Source organism: Pedobacter antarcticus (assembly GCF_900112985.1).
Lineage (GTDB): Bacteria > Bacteroidota > Bacteroidia > Sphingobacteriales > Sphingobacteriaceae > Pedobacter > Pedobacter antarcticus.
In genome coordinates this window covers 36,244-51,828 of record NZ_FONS01000016.1, presented here as the reverse complement: position 1 = coordinate 51,828, position 15,585 = coordinate 36,244, and the positions used below count along the sequence as shown (strand labels likewise).

Genomic DNA, 15,585 nt, shown 5'->3' with positions numbered 1-15,585 from the left:
GGCAGATTGAAAAAAATAGCTCATAAACACTTTATTAAATTAATATCAAATAATATATTCTGATGAAAAACTTAAAATATATAGCAGTCACCATATTATTATTCAGTATACTTTCCTGTTCGAAGGACTTTCTGGATAAAAAACCGCAGGGAGAATTAACCGAAGAACAGCTAACCAGCCAGGACGGTGTTGAAGGTTTACTGATCGGTACTTATGGTCTACTCAATGGAAACATAGATGGTACCTGGGGAAACTACGGAGCCGGTCCAAGTCAATGGATACTCGGAGAAGTTACTTCTGATAACGCCCATAAAGGATCCAGTAACGGGGATCAGCCAGAAATGAATGCGCTTGAGCAACACTCGCCTACCAGCGTTAATGATAATCTGGAGAATATGTGGAACAGATGTTTTGAAGGCATCCAACGGGCAAATAACACGCTGAAGATTCTGACTTCGCTGCAAGCCGGTAACGGTGGTACTAAGTTTGGTGCAGAGAGAGAAAAAGAAATTCAGGCTGAAGCACGTTTATTGCGCGCTCACTATTATTTCTTCCTGGTACGTGCATTCAAAGATGTACCTTATATCTCTGAGACTACAACAACACCTACTGTTCCGAATGACAAGGATATTTATCCTGAAATTCAGGCCGATCTTGAATTTGCAGTTGCAAACCTTGGAACAGCTAAACCAAAAGGTGAAATTGGCCGCATGGACAAGTACTCAGCACAGGCATACTTAGGTAAGGTATTACTTTATCAAAAGAAATTTCCTGAGGCTTATGCGCAACTGAATGCTGTAATTCTTGCCAAACCGGCATTAAATACGCTCGCTTTCACTGATAACTTTGATATCACTAAAGAAAACGGACCGGAATCAATCGTTACGGTTCAACACTCTGTTGGTACAGATGGTACTGGTGGTGAAAATGGTAATGTAGGTGATATGCTGAACTTCCCTTATGGAAATGGTTTACCAATCGCCTGCTGTGGATTTTTTCAACCTTCTGTTGATCTGGCTAGTGCCTATAAAGTTGATGCTAACGGACTTCCTTTACTGGACGGTTCTTATAGAACCAACCCTTACAAATCTGACTTTGGTTTAACGGCAGCTCAAAAAGCAGCTTACAAGGTAGACCAAACACTGGCGCTTGATCCAAGGATTGATTATACTATGGGCAGAAGAGGGGTTCCTTTCCGTGACTGGGGTATTATGGCTGGTGACTCATGGATTCGTGATGCGTCAAATGGCGGACCTTTCGTAAATTACAAAAACACGATTGAAGCGGCACAAATTGCAAGTGGTACAGGTCCTGGTAATACGAACATTACAGGTTTGAATGTAAACCTGATTCGTTTAGCCGACGTTTACCTGATGGCTGCAGAATGTGCAGTTGAAACGGGTGATCTGGGCAGAGCTATGACATTGGTTAATGCGGTACGCGCCCGCGCTGCACTTCTTCCGGGAAAAACTATTGGTGGTGCACCTGCAGCGAACTACAAAGTTGGACAGTATACTTCATTCCCTAACCCAACCTATGCAAGAAATGCAGTTCGTTTCGAGCGCAGACTGGAGTTAGCCATGGAAGGACACCGTTTCTATGATCTGGTACGTTGGGGTATTGCTAAAGAAACACTGGAAAGCTATTTTGGCTTCGAAGGTGGCTACTTTAACTATTTGAAAGGTTTAACCATTGAAGCACGTGATACGCACTTCCCAATCCCTCAGCAACAAATTGACCGTAGTGGTGGAGTGCTTAAACAAAGTACAGGTTATTAAAACCCGATATTAAATTCTAATTAATTCTTATTTTTGCAAAGACCCGTCTGGTAAACAGGCGGGTCTTTTAAATTTAGCTCCGATGAAATACTTCCATAGCTTCGCCTGCTTTATCATATCCCTGCTTTTTAGCATAAGCTGTCAGGCTCAGGAATTTAGTAAATATGAAAAGGAAATCTATACAGAAGGTAAGGATACACTGGCCTACAGAATTCTCATGCCGGAGAACTTTGACCCCGCCAAAAAATATCCTGTTTTATTTTTCCTTCATGGATCGGGTGAAAGAGGAAGTGATAATAGCAGCCAGCTAACACACGGTGGCAATCTATTTTTAAAATCAGAGGTTAGAAAGAACTTTCCAGCAATAATTATCTTTCCGCAATGTGCCCAAAGCAGCTATTGGTCTAATGTTATCATTGCCCCAACGGGGTCTAACGAAAGATTTGACTTCCAAAAGGGCGGAAAACCGACAAAATCTATGCACGCCCTGCTTGGATTAGTAAATCAAACACTAAAAAAACCATACGTGAACCTAAATCAGGTTTATGTCGGTGGTCTTTCTATGGGTGGAATGGGTACCTATGAAATCCTGAGACGTAAACCGAAAACGTTTGCCGCAGCATTCAGTATTTGTGGGGGCGACAATGTGGCTAATGTCGAAAAATATAAGAATGTTCCGCTATGGATTTTCCATGGTAGTAAAGATGATGTTGTCAATCCTGCATTTTCAAAATCTATCGCCAACCAGCTTAAAATTATAGGTAAAGAAGTTAAATTTACGGTTTATCCGGAAGCCAATCATAATAGTTGGGATAGTGCGTTTGCTGAACCGGAGCTGTTAGCATGGTTGTTCAGTCATCAGAAAACCAGATAGATTTTTCTACAAAATAAAAAAGTCTTTATGTTTTAATCGGGCTACAGCAGAGCTGTGAGGCCCTTTAAAACATAAAGACTTTTTTATTTTGGGTTTATCAACGGGTTGGTTCTTTGACAGGGTTTGTCCGGATTTGGAGACGAATCTATGTATCGGTTAAATAGTGGTGGATTTTGTTAGGGTTCCAGGACAGGCATATATAATTTGCTATTAGATAAGTATTTATTTTTATGTAATTGGGATTGTGCCTCGGTTTGCTATTAGATAAATGTTTATTTTTTATGTGGTTGGAATTGTGCCTCGGTTTACGATAAATTCGGTTATGGCCAGGTAGCCTGCACGCCGTGAGACTAGAAACCCTACTAATTCAGCAACTTCTTCTGGTTGGGCGGGTCTAACGAATTGAATGCTCCGAGGGAATCCATGATGTTTTGTGTGGCTAGGCTGAAAAAGGTTAGTCATTTAAATAAAAAAGTCTTTATGTTTTAATTGGGCTACAGCAGAGCTGTGAGGCCCTTTAAAACATAAAGACTTTTTTATTTAACAGGTTATAATTCCTATTCCAGCTCGGTCCATATTACAATGGGGATAGTTAAAACAGTATTGTTTTTAATTTTTGAATCTTCCAAGGGGATAATCTAGATGGCGAAGAGCTTTCTGTTCAGGGTTTCCGTCCCTTTTTTAAATAGTTTGGTCACATTTCTCTGGTGGATTCCTCTGGATAGTTTATTCTTGTTCAAGAAAATGATAACCATCAGGATAGATGAAATTTTATGAAAAATATAATTGGGATAATATATCTGTTAATAACGTTTTCAGATATGGCAATGGCGCAAACCGATACTCAAAAAATAGATGAATTGATAACTGCCTACGCAAGTATTAAGGAATTTAACGGTTCTGTTCTAGTCTCAAAACAAGGTAAGATATTGCTGAAAAAGGGATATGGAGTAAAGGACATCCAGAAGCAAACATTTAATGACGAAAAAACAGTCTATTTGACAGCATCCATTACAAAAACCTTCACTTCTGTGATGATTCTGAAACTTTCGGAACTTAAACTGCTTTCGCTGGATGACAGATTAAGTAAGTACTTCCCCGACTTCCCACACGCTGACAGCATTAGCATTGAAAACCTGCTTACACACACCTCTGGAGTCTATGACTATGTGCAAAATGCGGACTTTATGTACAATGCAGCGAGCAAACCTGCGGATCAGAAAACAATGCTTTCGCTTTTTAAGGATAAAAAGCTTGACTTTCAGCCGGGCACAGATTGGAAATATTCGAATTCAGGATATATGTTGTTAGGTTATATTATTGAGAAAATCACTAAGATGAGATATGATCAGGCCATACGCGCCTACATTTTCAAACCCTTAGATATGGCAAATAGTGGTTTCGACTATGCAAATTTAAATGACTCTGTAAAAGCAACCGGTTATTATTCCGATTCTGGAAAAGATTATACTAAAGTAGCTCCAATTGCCGATTCTACCGTTCTATACGCAGCGGGTTCAATTTATTCTACCGTCGGGGATCTTTTTAAATGGCATGAAGCGCTTAATGCTAACCGATTAATCAGCAAAGCCATGGCGGAGAAAATGTATAGCCCGAATAAATTTCATAATTACGGCTATGGTTGGACTGTTGATTCCCTTTATAATAAACGGATAGTTTCACACAGTGGCGGTTTCTGGGGTTTCAGAAGTAATCTGGCAAGAATCATTGATGATAATATTTGCATCATACTCCTCGACAATACCGAAACGCCTGGCCTGGACAATATCACTAAAATGATCGTAGCAATCCTTTATAAGCAGCCCTACACGCTGCCTCATGCAAAAAATGCCGTAAAATTACACGAAGACCAGCTTAAAAAGTATCTGGGAACATATCAAATCAAAGAATCCAATTTAGAATTGGAGATTAAACTTGAAGCAGGTGCATTAGTTGCCTATCCAAAACAGGGTCCGAGGGCAGAAATGTCTGCCACAGATGCCACTCATTTCTTTCTGAAAGAACAGGAAAACTTCGAAATAACCTTTGAAAAAGCACAGCATACTAATTCCTACATAATAAAAATATCCGTTAACGGTAAAACCAGAAGCGGACAAAAAATGTAATAAAACCATCCCTAAAACGGCGCTTCCCAACATATCTCCTCCCTGCTCACCTCAAAGCAATCCAAAAAAAGGTCGTTTTTAATCAAAAAATCAGTTCACCTAAAAACAATCCAAAAAAAAACCTTTCTAACTTCGTCCAAAGGAAATTTAAACAATCGCATTGATCGCCTTACCTGGAGAATTACTCAAATAAAAAAAGCAGATATGTTTTAAAGGGCCTCACAGCTTTGCTGTAGCCCGATTAAAACATATCTGCTTTTTTTATTTACCGATCACCGGCATTGACTTCTATTTACTCACTCATGTTATGGTAAACCGCCTGCACATCATCATCCTCTTCCAGCTTGTCAATCAATTTGAAAACATCAACCGCTTGCTCTTCAGAAATAGGGCTTGTTGATAATGCGATTCTTTCCAACTTGGCACTTTTCAATTCCAGTCCAAGGTCTTCCAGCGCTTTCTGCATTTTACCAAAATCCTCAAAGGCAGTTTGAACAACAGCGATGTCCTGACCTTCTTCATCTGCCTCCAGATACAATTCTTCCAGACCCGCATCGATCAATTCAAACTCCAATTCTTCGAGGTCTTTTTCTCCAGGTAGGAATCTGAAGATAGATTTCCTGTTGAAAATAAAATCAAGTGATCCAGTTTTACCTAATGAGCCGCCGGTTTTACTGAAGTAACTGCGTACATTAGCTACTGTCCGGTTTGTATTATCTGTTGCTGTTTCGATTAATATGGCAACGCCATGTTGTGCATATCCTTCGTAAACGTGCTCTTCGTAGCCATTCTCATCTTTATTAGAAGCCCTTTTAATTGCAGCATCCACCCTGTCTTTAGGCATGTTTACTGCCTTGGAATTTTGAATAGCTGTACGTAAACGGGAGTTGGTTTCGGGGTTTGGTCCGTTGTCTTTAACAGCCATTACAATCTCTTTCCCAATTCGGGTGAATTGTACCGCCATTTTCGCCCAACGCTTAAATTTTCTCTCTTTTCTGAACTCAAATGCTCTTCCCATTGTCTATAATATTGGAGTTATTTATTTTTCAAATTTGTTAACATATCGGCAGTCATTTTTGACAGATTGAATTCCGGTTTCCAGCCCCAGTCATTTTTGGCAATCTCATCATTAATGGAACGCGGCCAACTATCGGCAATCTGTTGTCTTGGATCATTGGCTGTATAAGACAACTTAAAATCCGGAATGTGTTTTCTTATTTCCGATGCAAGTACCTCAGGTGTAAAACTCAGGCCTGCAAAATTGTAGCTTGAACGGATAGAGATCTGATCCGCGGGTGCGTCCATCAATTGAATTGTACCTCTGATCGCGTCATCCATGTAGAGCATGGGCAATTCGGTTTCCGCGGAAAGAAAACAGTCATAATTACCCTTTTTAAGGGCGTCATGAAAAATATGGATAGCGTAATCTGTTGTCCCTCCACCAGGCGCTGCTTTCCAGCTGATCAGGCCAGGATATCTGATACTTCTCACATCCAGACCAAATTTCTGGTGATAATATTCACACCAGCGTTCACCGGCAAGCTTACTGATTCCATATACTGTATTCGGATCCATAACACAGAACTGATCTGTATTATCTTTGGGTGAATTAGGCCCAAAAACAGCGATTGAACTTGGCCAGTAAACTTTAGCCGTTTTGTACACAATCGCCAGATCAAGGATATTGAGCAGGCCATTCATATTCAGATCCCAGGCCAGTTTTGGATTTTGCTCTCCTGTTGCCGACAGCAATGCTGCAAGCAAATAGACCTGCGTAGGCTTATATTTATTGAATATAGTGTTTAGCGTGTCTTTTTCCAGTACGTTCACAAATTCGAATGGTCCGGAGTTTTTGATGTCGTAATCAGGACGACGGATATCACAGGCAACTACATTTGATTCGCCATAAGTATTCCTTAGTGCAGTAACCAGTTCAGTTCCGATCTGCCCATTAGAGCCTAGTACCAGTATTTTTTCAGTCATTGATCAATTGATTTTGGCAAAGGTAAAAAATTGATCGAAACCTATTCATAAATGTTTGTGCATCTTAGTCTATACTTAAAAAAAATGAGAGATGGGTGTGCTAAATATCACTATATTGATCCGTTGGAACTATCTGCTTATTTAGAATAATTATAGGATGTAACAAAAATATGATATCAGAAATAAATCGTATATTTCTATGTCCTAAGGATATTTTTTTTCTATTTTTAAAAGTTGATAGTGTACAAAAAACACCATAAAATAACCAATTATAAGTATGAATAGAAGACACGCAGTAAAAAACATTGCCTTTTTAATGGGAGGGGCATTATCTGCAACTACAATCGGAGTATTTCTTGACAGCTGTAATCCACCTTCTGATAAAAAAGGAGCAAGTCTTTTTTCTTCAGAACAGGATCTGGTAATTACCGAGCTGGCTGATACTATTATTCCTACGACTAAGACGCCTGGAGCAAAGGCTGCTGGTGTCGGGCCATTTATTTCCATGATGATGGCTGAGTGTTACCCTAAAGACGCTCAAGATGTTTTTGTAAAGGGATTGGACGATCTGGAAGCCAGATCAAAAAAAGAGTTCAATAATTCATTCGCGAAAATTTCAGCTGAAGAACGTAAACAACTTGTTGGCAAACTGAGGGACGAAACTATTGAAACTCTTAAAAAAGACAATGAGCAGGCAGAGAAAGACAAAGCTGCTAACAAAGAGCCGAAGAAAAATCCTAATTTCTTTGCTATGGCCAGAGACCTGACGCTTTTAGGCTATTTCACTTCTGAAATTGGCGCTACTAAGGCTTACGAGTATGTGGAAATTCCTGGCCGTTATGACGGTTGTGTGGACTTGAAACCTGGTCAGAGAGTTTACGTTTAAACCTATTAGAAACTTAGAAATGAATTTAAATACAAAAGCAGAAGCACAAAATACATATGATGCTATTGTTGTCGGTTCCGGAATTAGTGGAGGCTGGGCAGCAAAAGAATTAACCGAAAAAGGTCTTAAAGTATTGTTGCTAGAACGCGGCAGAAATGTCGAACATATAAAAGATTATACTACAGCGATGAAAAAGCCATGGGAATTTGAGCACCGTGGCCGTCTAACTGAAGAACAGAAAAAAAGACACCCTGTTCAAACCCGTGATTATCCTTATACCGAGTTTAATGAAAGTTTCTGGGTAGACGATTTAGATTGTCCTTATACAGAGGTTAAACGATTTGACTGGTACCGCGGTTTTCATGTAGGTGGTAAATCATTGATGTGGGGAAGACAAAGTTACCGTTTCAGCGATCTGAATTTCGAAGACAATTTAAAAGACGGTCATGGTACCGACTGGCCTATCCGCTCTAAAGATATCAGTCAATGGTATGACTATGTAGAACGTTTTGCCGGTATCAGTGGTCAAAATGAAAACTGGCCAGCACTGCCAGACGGACAGTTCCTACCTCCAATGGAAATGAACTGTGTGGAGAAATCCGTTAAAAAACGTATCGAGGACAAATGGGCTAAGTCCAGAATTATGACGATCGGACGTACAGCTAACCTTACGGTTCCTCATGGTGGTCGTGGTAGCTGTCAATACCGTAATCTTTGTTCCAGAGGATGCCCTTTCGGTGCCTATTTCAGCACACAATCTTCTACCCTGCCTGCAGCAGTAGCGACAGGTAATTTAACACTTCGCCCTTTCTCTCTGGTTGATCATATCATTTATGATAAGGAATCCAAAAAAGCAAAAGGCGTAATGGTAGTTGATTCGGAAACCAAAGAAAATATTGAATTCTATGCGAAAATTGTTTTTGTTAACGGTTCTACTTTAGGTACTACGCAAATTCTGTTGAACTCTACTTCTGCGGAACATCCTAACGGATTGGGTAATGCAAGTGGAGAACTTGGTCATAACTTAATGGATCACCATTTCCGTAATGGAGCCAATGGTGAGGCTGAAGGTTTTGACGATAAATACACTTATGGCAAAAGAGCGAATGGTATTTATATTCCACGTTACCAAAATATGGGTAACGACAAACGTGACTACCTGAGAGGTTTTGGTTATCAGGGCGGTGCAAGCCGTACCGGATGGCATAAAGATGTTGCTGAATTAGCTTTTGGTGGCGACTTTAAAGATCAAATGACTGTACCAGGTGTGTGGACAATGGGATTGGGTGGTTTTGGAGAATCTCTTCCATACCATGAGAACAGAGTTTATATAGATAAAACTAAAAAAGATAAATGGGGTCTTCCTGTACTCGCAATTGACTGTGAGTTTAAAGGAAATGAACAGAAGATGCGTAAAGACATGATGAATGACGCAGCTGAAATGTTAGAAGCCGCTGGTCTTAAAAATGTTAAAACTTACGATGCAGGTTCTACTCCAGGAATGGCTATCCATGAATGTGGTACTGCAAGAATGGGTAATGACCCTAAAACATCTGTATTGAATAAATGGAATCAGATGCATGAGGTGAATAACGTATTTGTAACCGATGGTTCTTGCATGCCTTCTATTGCTTGCCAGAACCCGTCACTTACATTTATGGCATTAACAGCAAGAGCTGCAGACTATGCAGTTTCAGAACTTAAAAAAGGAAATATTTAATGGCGGTAGGAAAGTTAAGAATGGGAATGATTGGTGGGGGAAAAAATGCCTTTATTGGTGCCGTCCACCGCATTGCCGCTAATATTGACGGATTAATCGAATTGAGCTGCGGAGCACTGAGTTCTAATCCGGAAACAGCAAAAGAATCAGGCAGGGAATTATTCCTGCCTGATCATAAAAATTACGGTTCTTATCAGGAGATGATTGAAAAAGAATCTCTTTTGCCGGAATCTGAAAGAATGCATTTTGTAACGATAGTTACGCCTAATTTTGCACATTTCGCACCTGCTATGCTTGCATTAGAGCACGGGTTTCATGTGGTGATTGATAAACCAATAACCCTAACCCTTGAGGAAGCAAAAAAACTTCAGACAAAAGTTAAAGAGACTGGATTAACTCTGTGTCTTACCTATACTTACTCTGGTTATCCAATGGTTAAGCAGGCCCGTCAAATGGTAAAGGATGGTGAATTTGGTCAGATTCGAAAAATCATGGTGGAATATCCTCAGGGCTGGCTTAGTCTTCCTTCCGAGAAAGATGGTAATAAGCAGTCTGCGTGGCGTACGGACCCTTCAAAAAGCGGAATTAGCGGATGTATGGGTGATATTGGTACACATGCAGCTCAGCTGGCGGAATATATTTCAGGTCTGGAAATCACGAAAATATGTGCAGATCTTAACATTGTGGTAGATGGCCGTGCACTGGATGACGACGGAAACATTCTGTTGAAATTCGACAATGGTGCGAATGGTGTACTCATCGCTTCACAGATTGCTGCAGGCGAAGAAAACGCACTTAAAATAAAAGTATACGGAGAAAAAGGGAGTTTGGAATGGCATCAGGAAGAGCCAAATACCTTAAAGGTTAAGTGGCTTGATGCGCCTACGCAGCTTTACCGTACAGGAAATGGTTATTTATCGGCGGCTGCCCAATTTAATACAAGAACTCCATCTGGACATCCTGAAGGATACCTGGAGGCATTCGCTAATCTTTACCGGAATTTTGCATTGACAATCAAAGCGCAGATTAAAGGTGAAAATCCGACTCCTGAAATGCTTGATTTTCCGGGCGTGGATGAAGGAGTTCGTGGAATGGCATTCATTGAAAATGTAGTTGCTTCGGCAGGGTCGGATCAGAAATGGTCTGATTTTAAAATATAAAGAAATGACAACAATTAAAGGACCTGCAGTTTTTCTGGCGCAGTTTATTGGTAATGAAGCTCCCTTCAATTCTCTTGAGGGGATTTGTCAGTGGGCAAAGGATAAAGGATTCAAAGGAATTCAAATGCCAACCCTCGATAACCGTTTTATTGATCTTAAGCTGGCTGCTGAAAGTAAGACCTATGCAGATGAATTAAAAGGAAAAGTAAATTCTTTTGGACTGGAAATCACAGAGCTTTCTACCCATTTACAAGGACAGCTTGTTGCAGTAAACCCTGCTTACGATCAGGTATTCGATGCGTTTGCGCCGGATAGTGTGAAAAACAACCCTAAGGCCAGAACGGAATGGGCAGTTCAGCAATTGAAATATGCGGCTCAGGCTTCTCAAAATCTTGGATTGAATGCACACGCAACATTTAGCGGATCTTTATTATGGCATATGTTTCATCCATGGCCGCAAAGACCTGAAGGTCTGGTTGAAGAAGGATTCAAAGAGCTGGCCAAAAGATGGTTGCCTATTCTAAACGAATTTGATCAGTGTGGTGTGGATGTCTGCTATGAAATTCACCCTGGTGAAGATTTATTTGACGGCATCACTTATGAGATGTTCCTTGAAAAAGTAAATAATCATCCCCGCGCCTGCTTATTATATGATCCATCGCATTTTGTGTTACAACAACTTGATTATATCCAGTATATCGATTTCTACCATGAAAGAATAAAAGCATTTCACGTAAAGGATGCAGAATTTAATCCAACAGGTAGACAAGGTACATTCGGAGGATATCAGGGATGGGCTGACCGTGCCGGAAGATATAGATCTCCGGGAGACGGACAGGTAGATTTTAAAACAATTTTCAGTAAACTGTCTCAATATGATTTCAAGGGCTGGGCAGTAATGGAATGGGAATGCTGCATCAAGGATTCGGAAACTGGCGCCAGAGAAGGCTCAGAATTCATCTCCAAACACATTATCCCTGTTACTGACAGAGCTTTTGACGATTTTGCCGCTACCGGGGCAAACGAAACAGTAAACCGACAGATATTAGGTCTGGATTCTAAATAATTATTCATAGTCTGCAAGGTTTTTGCCTTGCAGACTTATCTATTTTTTAAAACACACAATTGAAACTGTATGTTGGTATACAGCTTAACACCTTTAATATAAAAAAATCTATTATGAAAAAGACATTATTAGTTGTTGGCTTTATCGGCCTGGCTTTAGCGTCATGCGGCGGCAACTCTGATTCCGCAAAAGAAACTACTCAAAGCACTTCTGCAGAACCTTCTGCTACAGTCAGTGCGCAAACAACAGGCCCGGTTTTGCCAGGAGAAAAACTGATTGCAAAAAATGATTGCATCGGCTGCCATAACAAAACGCAAAAAGTAATCGGCCCTGCTTATGTAGATATTGCCGATAAGTATGCGTCAAATGATGAAAATATTGATATTCTTTCTGAATCTGTAATCAATGGAAGTAAGGGAAAATGGGGCGATCTTCCTATGACTCCTCACCCGAATGTTAGTAAAGATGATGCTAAACAAATGGTAACCTGGATCTTGTCATTGAAGAAATAAGTTAAACAATCCCTACCCTAACCAAATATAAAAAGATATGAAAACAAACACTGAGAATAAACCTGATTCAGGAAGACGTTCCTTTCTTAAAACTGCGGCGGTAGCCAGTGCAGGATTTATGATTGTTCCACGTCATGTACTGGGCGGAAAAGGCTTTTTAGCACCAAGTGACAGACTAATAGTCGCAGGTGTAGGTGCTGGTGGTAAAGGACAATCTGATATTGCTGCTTTTGCCAAAAGTGGAAAAGCTGATATTGGATTTTTATGCGATGTAGATACCAAACGTGCTGCTGCTTCTGTAAAGAACTTCCCGAAAGCTAAGTTCTACAAGGACTATCGTGAGATGTTTGACAAAGAACATAAAAACTTCGATGCTGTTAGTGTTTCAACACCAGATCACAGTCACGCGGTAATTGCATCTGCAGCTATGCAGTTAAACAAACATGTTTATGTACAAAAACCTCTTACTCACGATATCTACGAAGCAAGGAAGCTCACCGAGCTTGCTAAAAGGTTTAAGGTAGTCACTCAAATGGGTAATCAAGGTGCATCTAACGATGGGCCACGCCAAATGAAAGAATGGTATGATGCTGGCCTTATCGGCGATGTACATACAGTTTATGCATGGACTGACAGACCGGTTTGGCCTCAGGGTATTCCATGGTCAGCAAATAAAGCAGAAATTCCATCTACCCTGGATTGGGATCTTTGGCTAAATACAGCACCGTACAAAGATTTTGTTGATAAACTGGTTCCTTTCAACTGGAGAGGTTGGTGGGATTACGGAACCGGTGCATTAGGCGATATGGGATGTCATTTGTTGGAAGCTCCATTCAGTACACTAGGTCTTAAATATGCAAAAGATGTACAGGCTAGTGTTGGCTCTGTATATGTTGATGAATTTAAACGCGGTTATTTCCCTGACAGCTGCCCGCCGTCAAGCCATGTAACGCTTACTTTCCCTAAAACTGAAAAAACTAAAGGTGATGTTACTGTTCACTGGATGGACGGTGGTATTCAGCCTACAAGACCGGAAGAACTGGAAGCAAATGAAGTATTTGGCGACGGTGGAAACGGTACTTTATTTATCGGTACAAAAGGTAAGATGATGGCTAGTACTTATAGTGCAGATCCACGTTTATTACCATTAAGCCGCAACAAAGATATCCGCGTTCCGGAGAAATTCGCAAGAGTAAAAGATGGTGCAAATGGACATTATGCGCAGTGGGTTGAAGCTTGTATTGCTGGTTATGGAAAGAAAGAACTAAGTTCTCCTTTCGAAATTGCAGGTCCGCTTACTGAAGCTTTACTGATGGCAAATCTTGCAATTCGTGCAAATGATCTGCAGGTAAAAAATGCACAGGGCAAAACTAGTTATCCAGGTCGTGACATTAAATTATTATGGGATAATGAGCAAATGAAGGTTACCAACTTTGACGCTGTTAACCAATTTGTAAAACGTGACTACCGTAAAGGCTGGTCATTAGGAGTTTAATCTTAAAATATAATGAAATATTCATACTTATCCGGGCTGATGATCTTAGCGGTTATGGGCTGTGGCACAACAAAAAATCAATCAAACGACATCAAACAGGGATTTACTCCCCTGTTTGATGGTAAAACAACGACCGGCTGGCATACTTACGGAAAGACTTTCGTAGGTAAAGGATGGCAGGTTGATAATGGTACAATTCACCTTGTGCCTTCTGCTAAACAAAAAGACGATGGTGATCTGGTTACTGATAAGGAATATGAAAACTTCCACCTGAAAATCGACTGGAAAGTAGCACCAAAATCAAATAGTGGTATTCTGTTCCAAATTCATGAACAACCTGGAAAATATAATCAAACATATAGCACAGGTCCCGAAATGCAGGTAATCGACAATGACGGACATCCTGATGCCAAAAATGTCAAACACCGTGCTGGCGACCTTTATGACCTGATTGTAAGCAGCTCTGAGAATGCAAAACCAGTGGGTGAATGGAATACTGCAGAAATTATCATCGATAAAGGAACGCTTGAATTTAGACTGAACGGCGTAAAAACAGTTTCAACTACTCAGTTCGACGAATCGTGGAAAACTTTAATTCAAGGAAGTAAGTTTGCGAAGTGGGAAGGTTTTGGTACATTTAAAAAAGGTAAAATTTCTTTACAGGATCACGGCGATGAAGTCTGGTTCCGTAATATTATGATCAAAGAATTATAAATTATTTAAATTCATACAACACTTTATGATGAACACCACTACCCGTGTCAAGTTATCCGCAATGATGTTCCTGGAGTTTTTTATCTGGGGCTCATGGTTTGTTACTTTGGGTACTTTCTTGGATAAAAACTTATCTGCAAGCGGTTCTGAAACTGCAGCAGTTTTCTCTACTCAATCCTGGGGTGCTATTATTGCCCCTTTCATCATTGGGTTAATTGCCGACAGATTCTTTAATGCGGAGAAAATTCTTGGAGTGCTGCATATAGTTGGTGCTGTTTTAATGTACCAGATGTATAATGCGACAGAAGTAAGTGTATTTTACCCGTATGTATTAGGCTATATGATCCTCTTCATGCCAACTCTCGCATTGGTCAACTCAGTTTCCTTTAACCAGATGAAAGATGCGGAGAAAGAATTCTCCACTATCCGTTTCTGGGGAACTATCGGCTGGATCGTTGCTGGATTATGTATCAGTTATCTGTTCTTATGGGATTCGAAAACAGGCCTGGAATCTGGCTTATTGAAAAACACATTCCTAATGGCTGGTATAGCATCTCTGGTGTTGGGTCTGATGAGCTTTGCGCTACCTGCTACACCACCAAAAGTAGCTAAAGGTGAGAAAATTAAGCTTTCTGATATTTTAGGTCTGGATGCTTTAAGCTTACTTAAAGACAGAAACTTCGCCGTATTCTTTATCTCTGCGATCCTAATCTGTATTCCTCTTGCTTTTTATTATCAGAATGCACACCCTTTCCTTTCTAGTATTGGAGTGAACGAGCCCACCGGAAAAATGGCAATTGGCCAGGTTTCTGAAGCATTATTCTTGCTATTAATTCCGGTATTCTTCAAACGTTTCGGCTTTAAAGTTACTATCCTGGTTGGTATGATAGCCTGGGCAGTACGGTATGCATTATTTGCTTACGGTAATGCGGGAGAGTTAAGCTTTATGCTGCTTATTGGTATTGCTCTTCACGGTGTTTGTTATGACTTTTTCTTTGTCTCAGGACAGATCTACACGAATTCAAGAGCCGGAGATAAATACAAAAGTGCTGCACAGGGTTTGATTACACTGGCGACCTATGGTGTAGGTATGCTGATTGGATTCGAAGTAGCTGGCATGATTACGGACAGTTACAAACTGGCTGACGGTTCTATCGACTGGAAAATGGTATGGATAATTCCTGCAGGTATCGCTTTAGTGGTATTCTTGTTATTTTCCGTTTTCTTTAACGATAAATCTAAACCTGAATCTGTATTAGACGCTGCTTAAC

Annotated in this window: 13 protein-coding genes; 11 read left to right on the top strand and 2 right to left on the bottom strand. The window is 40.4% G+C overall.

Translation table 11 applies throughout. The features are described from left to right. Positions 1–62: 62 nt before the first annotated feature. From BM192_RS19800 to BM192_RS19785, 3 genes are all read left to right on the top strand, one after another. Entirely contained in the window at positions 63–1,778 is a 1,716-nt protein-coding gene (locus tag BM192_RS19800; RefSeq protein ID WP_037437912.1) for a RagB/SusD family nutrient uptake outer membrane protein, read from the top strand. An 82-nt stretch (positions 1,779–1,860) separates the two neighbouring features. Further along, the gene (locus BM192_RS19795) at positions 1,861–2,652 is read left to right on the top strand and encodes a carboxylesterase family protein (RefSeq protein ID WP_074964114.1); all 792 of its coding nucleotides are present in this window, start codon (positions 1,861–1,863) and stop codon (positions 2,650–2,652) included. Positions 2,653–3,425: 773 nt separating this feature from the next. Then, complete coding sequence (locus BM192_RS19785; protein ID WP_074964112.1) at positions 3,426–4,778, top strand: serine hydrolase domain-containing protein; 1,353 nt, start codon at positions 3,426–3,428, stop codon at positions 4,776–4,778. Between the two features lie 292 nt (positions 4,779–5,070). Here the strand turns inward: BM192_RS19785 and BM192_RS19780 are convergent, their stop codons facing one another. Then, positions 5,071–5,796 (bottom strand): YebC/PmpR family DNA-binding transcriptional regulator, encoded by a 726-nt coding sequence (locus tag BM192_RS19780; RefSeq protein WP_037442974.1) that lies wholly within the window; start codon positions 5,794–5,796, stop codon positions 5,071–5,073. 17 nt (positions 5,797–5,813) lie between these two features. Further along, positions 5,814–6,761: an NAD-dependent epimerase/dehydratase family protein gene (locus BM192_RS19775; RefSeq protein WP_037442976.1), complete on the bottom strand. Its 948-nt coding sequence runs from the start codon at positions 6,759–6,761 to the stop codon at positions 5,814–5,816. A 277-nt stretch (positions 6,762–7,038) separates the two neighbouring features. On the opposite strand from BM192_RS19775, the gene BM192_RS19770 reads away from it, so the two are divergent. The 8 genes from BM192_RS19770 (at position 7,039) to BM192_RS19735 (ending at position 15,584) form a co-directional block, all read left to right on the top strand. Beyond that, positions 7,039–7,647 (top strand): gluconate 2-dehydrogenase subunit 3 family protein, encoded by a 609-nt coding sequence (locus tag BM192_RS19770; protein ID WP_037442978.1) that lies wholly within the window; start codon positions 7,039–7,041, stop codon positions 7,645–7,647. 19 nt (positions 7,648–7,666) lie between these two features. Further along, positions 7,667–9,367 (top strand): GMC oxidoreductase, encoded by a 1,701-nt coding sequence (locus BM192_RS19765; RefSeq protein WP_037442980.1) that lies wholly within the window; start codon positions 7,667–7,669, stop codon positions 9,365–9,367. After that, positions 9,367–10,527 carry a Gfo/Idh/MocA family protein gene (locus BM192_RS19760; RefSeq protein ID WP_037442983.1) on the top strand — a complete coding sequence of 387 codons (1,161 nt, stop codon included), beginning with the start codon at positions 9,367–9,369 and terminating at the stop codon, positions 10,525–10,527. Before BM192_RS19765 ends, BM192_RS19760 begins: the two co-directional genes overlap by 1 nt. Before the next feature lie 4 nt (positions 10,528–10,531). Continuing rightward, positions 10,532–11,593: a sugar phosphate isomerase/epimerase family protein gene (locus tag BM192_RS19755; RefSeq protein WP_037442985.1), complete on the top strand. Its 1,062-nt coding sequence runs from the start codon at positions 10,532–10,534 to the stop codon at positions 11,591–11,593. Positions 11,594–11,706: 113 nt separating this feature from the next. Further along, positions 11,707–12,105 (top strand): c-type cytochrome, encoded by a 399-nt coding sequence (locus tag BM192_RS19750; protein WP_037443040.1) that lies wholly within the window; start codon positions 11,707–11,709, stop codon positions 12,103–12,105. A 37-nt stretch (positions 12,106–12,142) separates the two neighbouring features. Further along, positions 12,143–13,600 carry a Gfo/Idh/MocA family protein gene (locus tag BM192_RS19745; RefSeq protein WP_037442987.1) on the top strand — a complete coding sequence of 486 codons (1,458 nt, stop codon included), beginning with the start codon at positions 12,143–12,145 and terminating at the stop codon, positions 13,598–13,600. Positions 13,601–13,612: 12 nt separating this feature from the next. Continuing rightward, the gene (locus BM192_RS19740; RefSeq protein WP_037442989.1) at positions 13,613–14,314 is read left to right on the top strand and encodes a 3-keto-disaccharide hydrolase; all 702 of its coding nucleotides are present in this window, start codon (positions 13,613–13,615) and stop codon (positions 14,312–14,314) included. A gap of 28 nt (positions 14,315–14,342) precedes the next feature. Continuing rightward, the gene (locus BM192_RS19735) at positions 14,343–15,584 is read left to right on the top strand and encodes a nucleoside permease (RefSeq protein ID WP_037443042.1); all 1,242 of its coding nucleotides are present in this window, start codon (positions 14,343–14,345) and stop codon (positions 15,582–15,584) included. Position 15,585 lies beyond the last annotated feature (1 nt).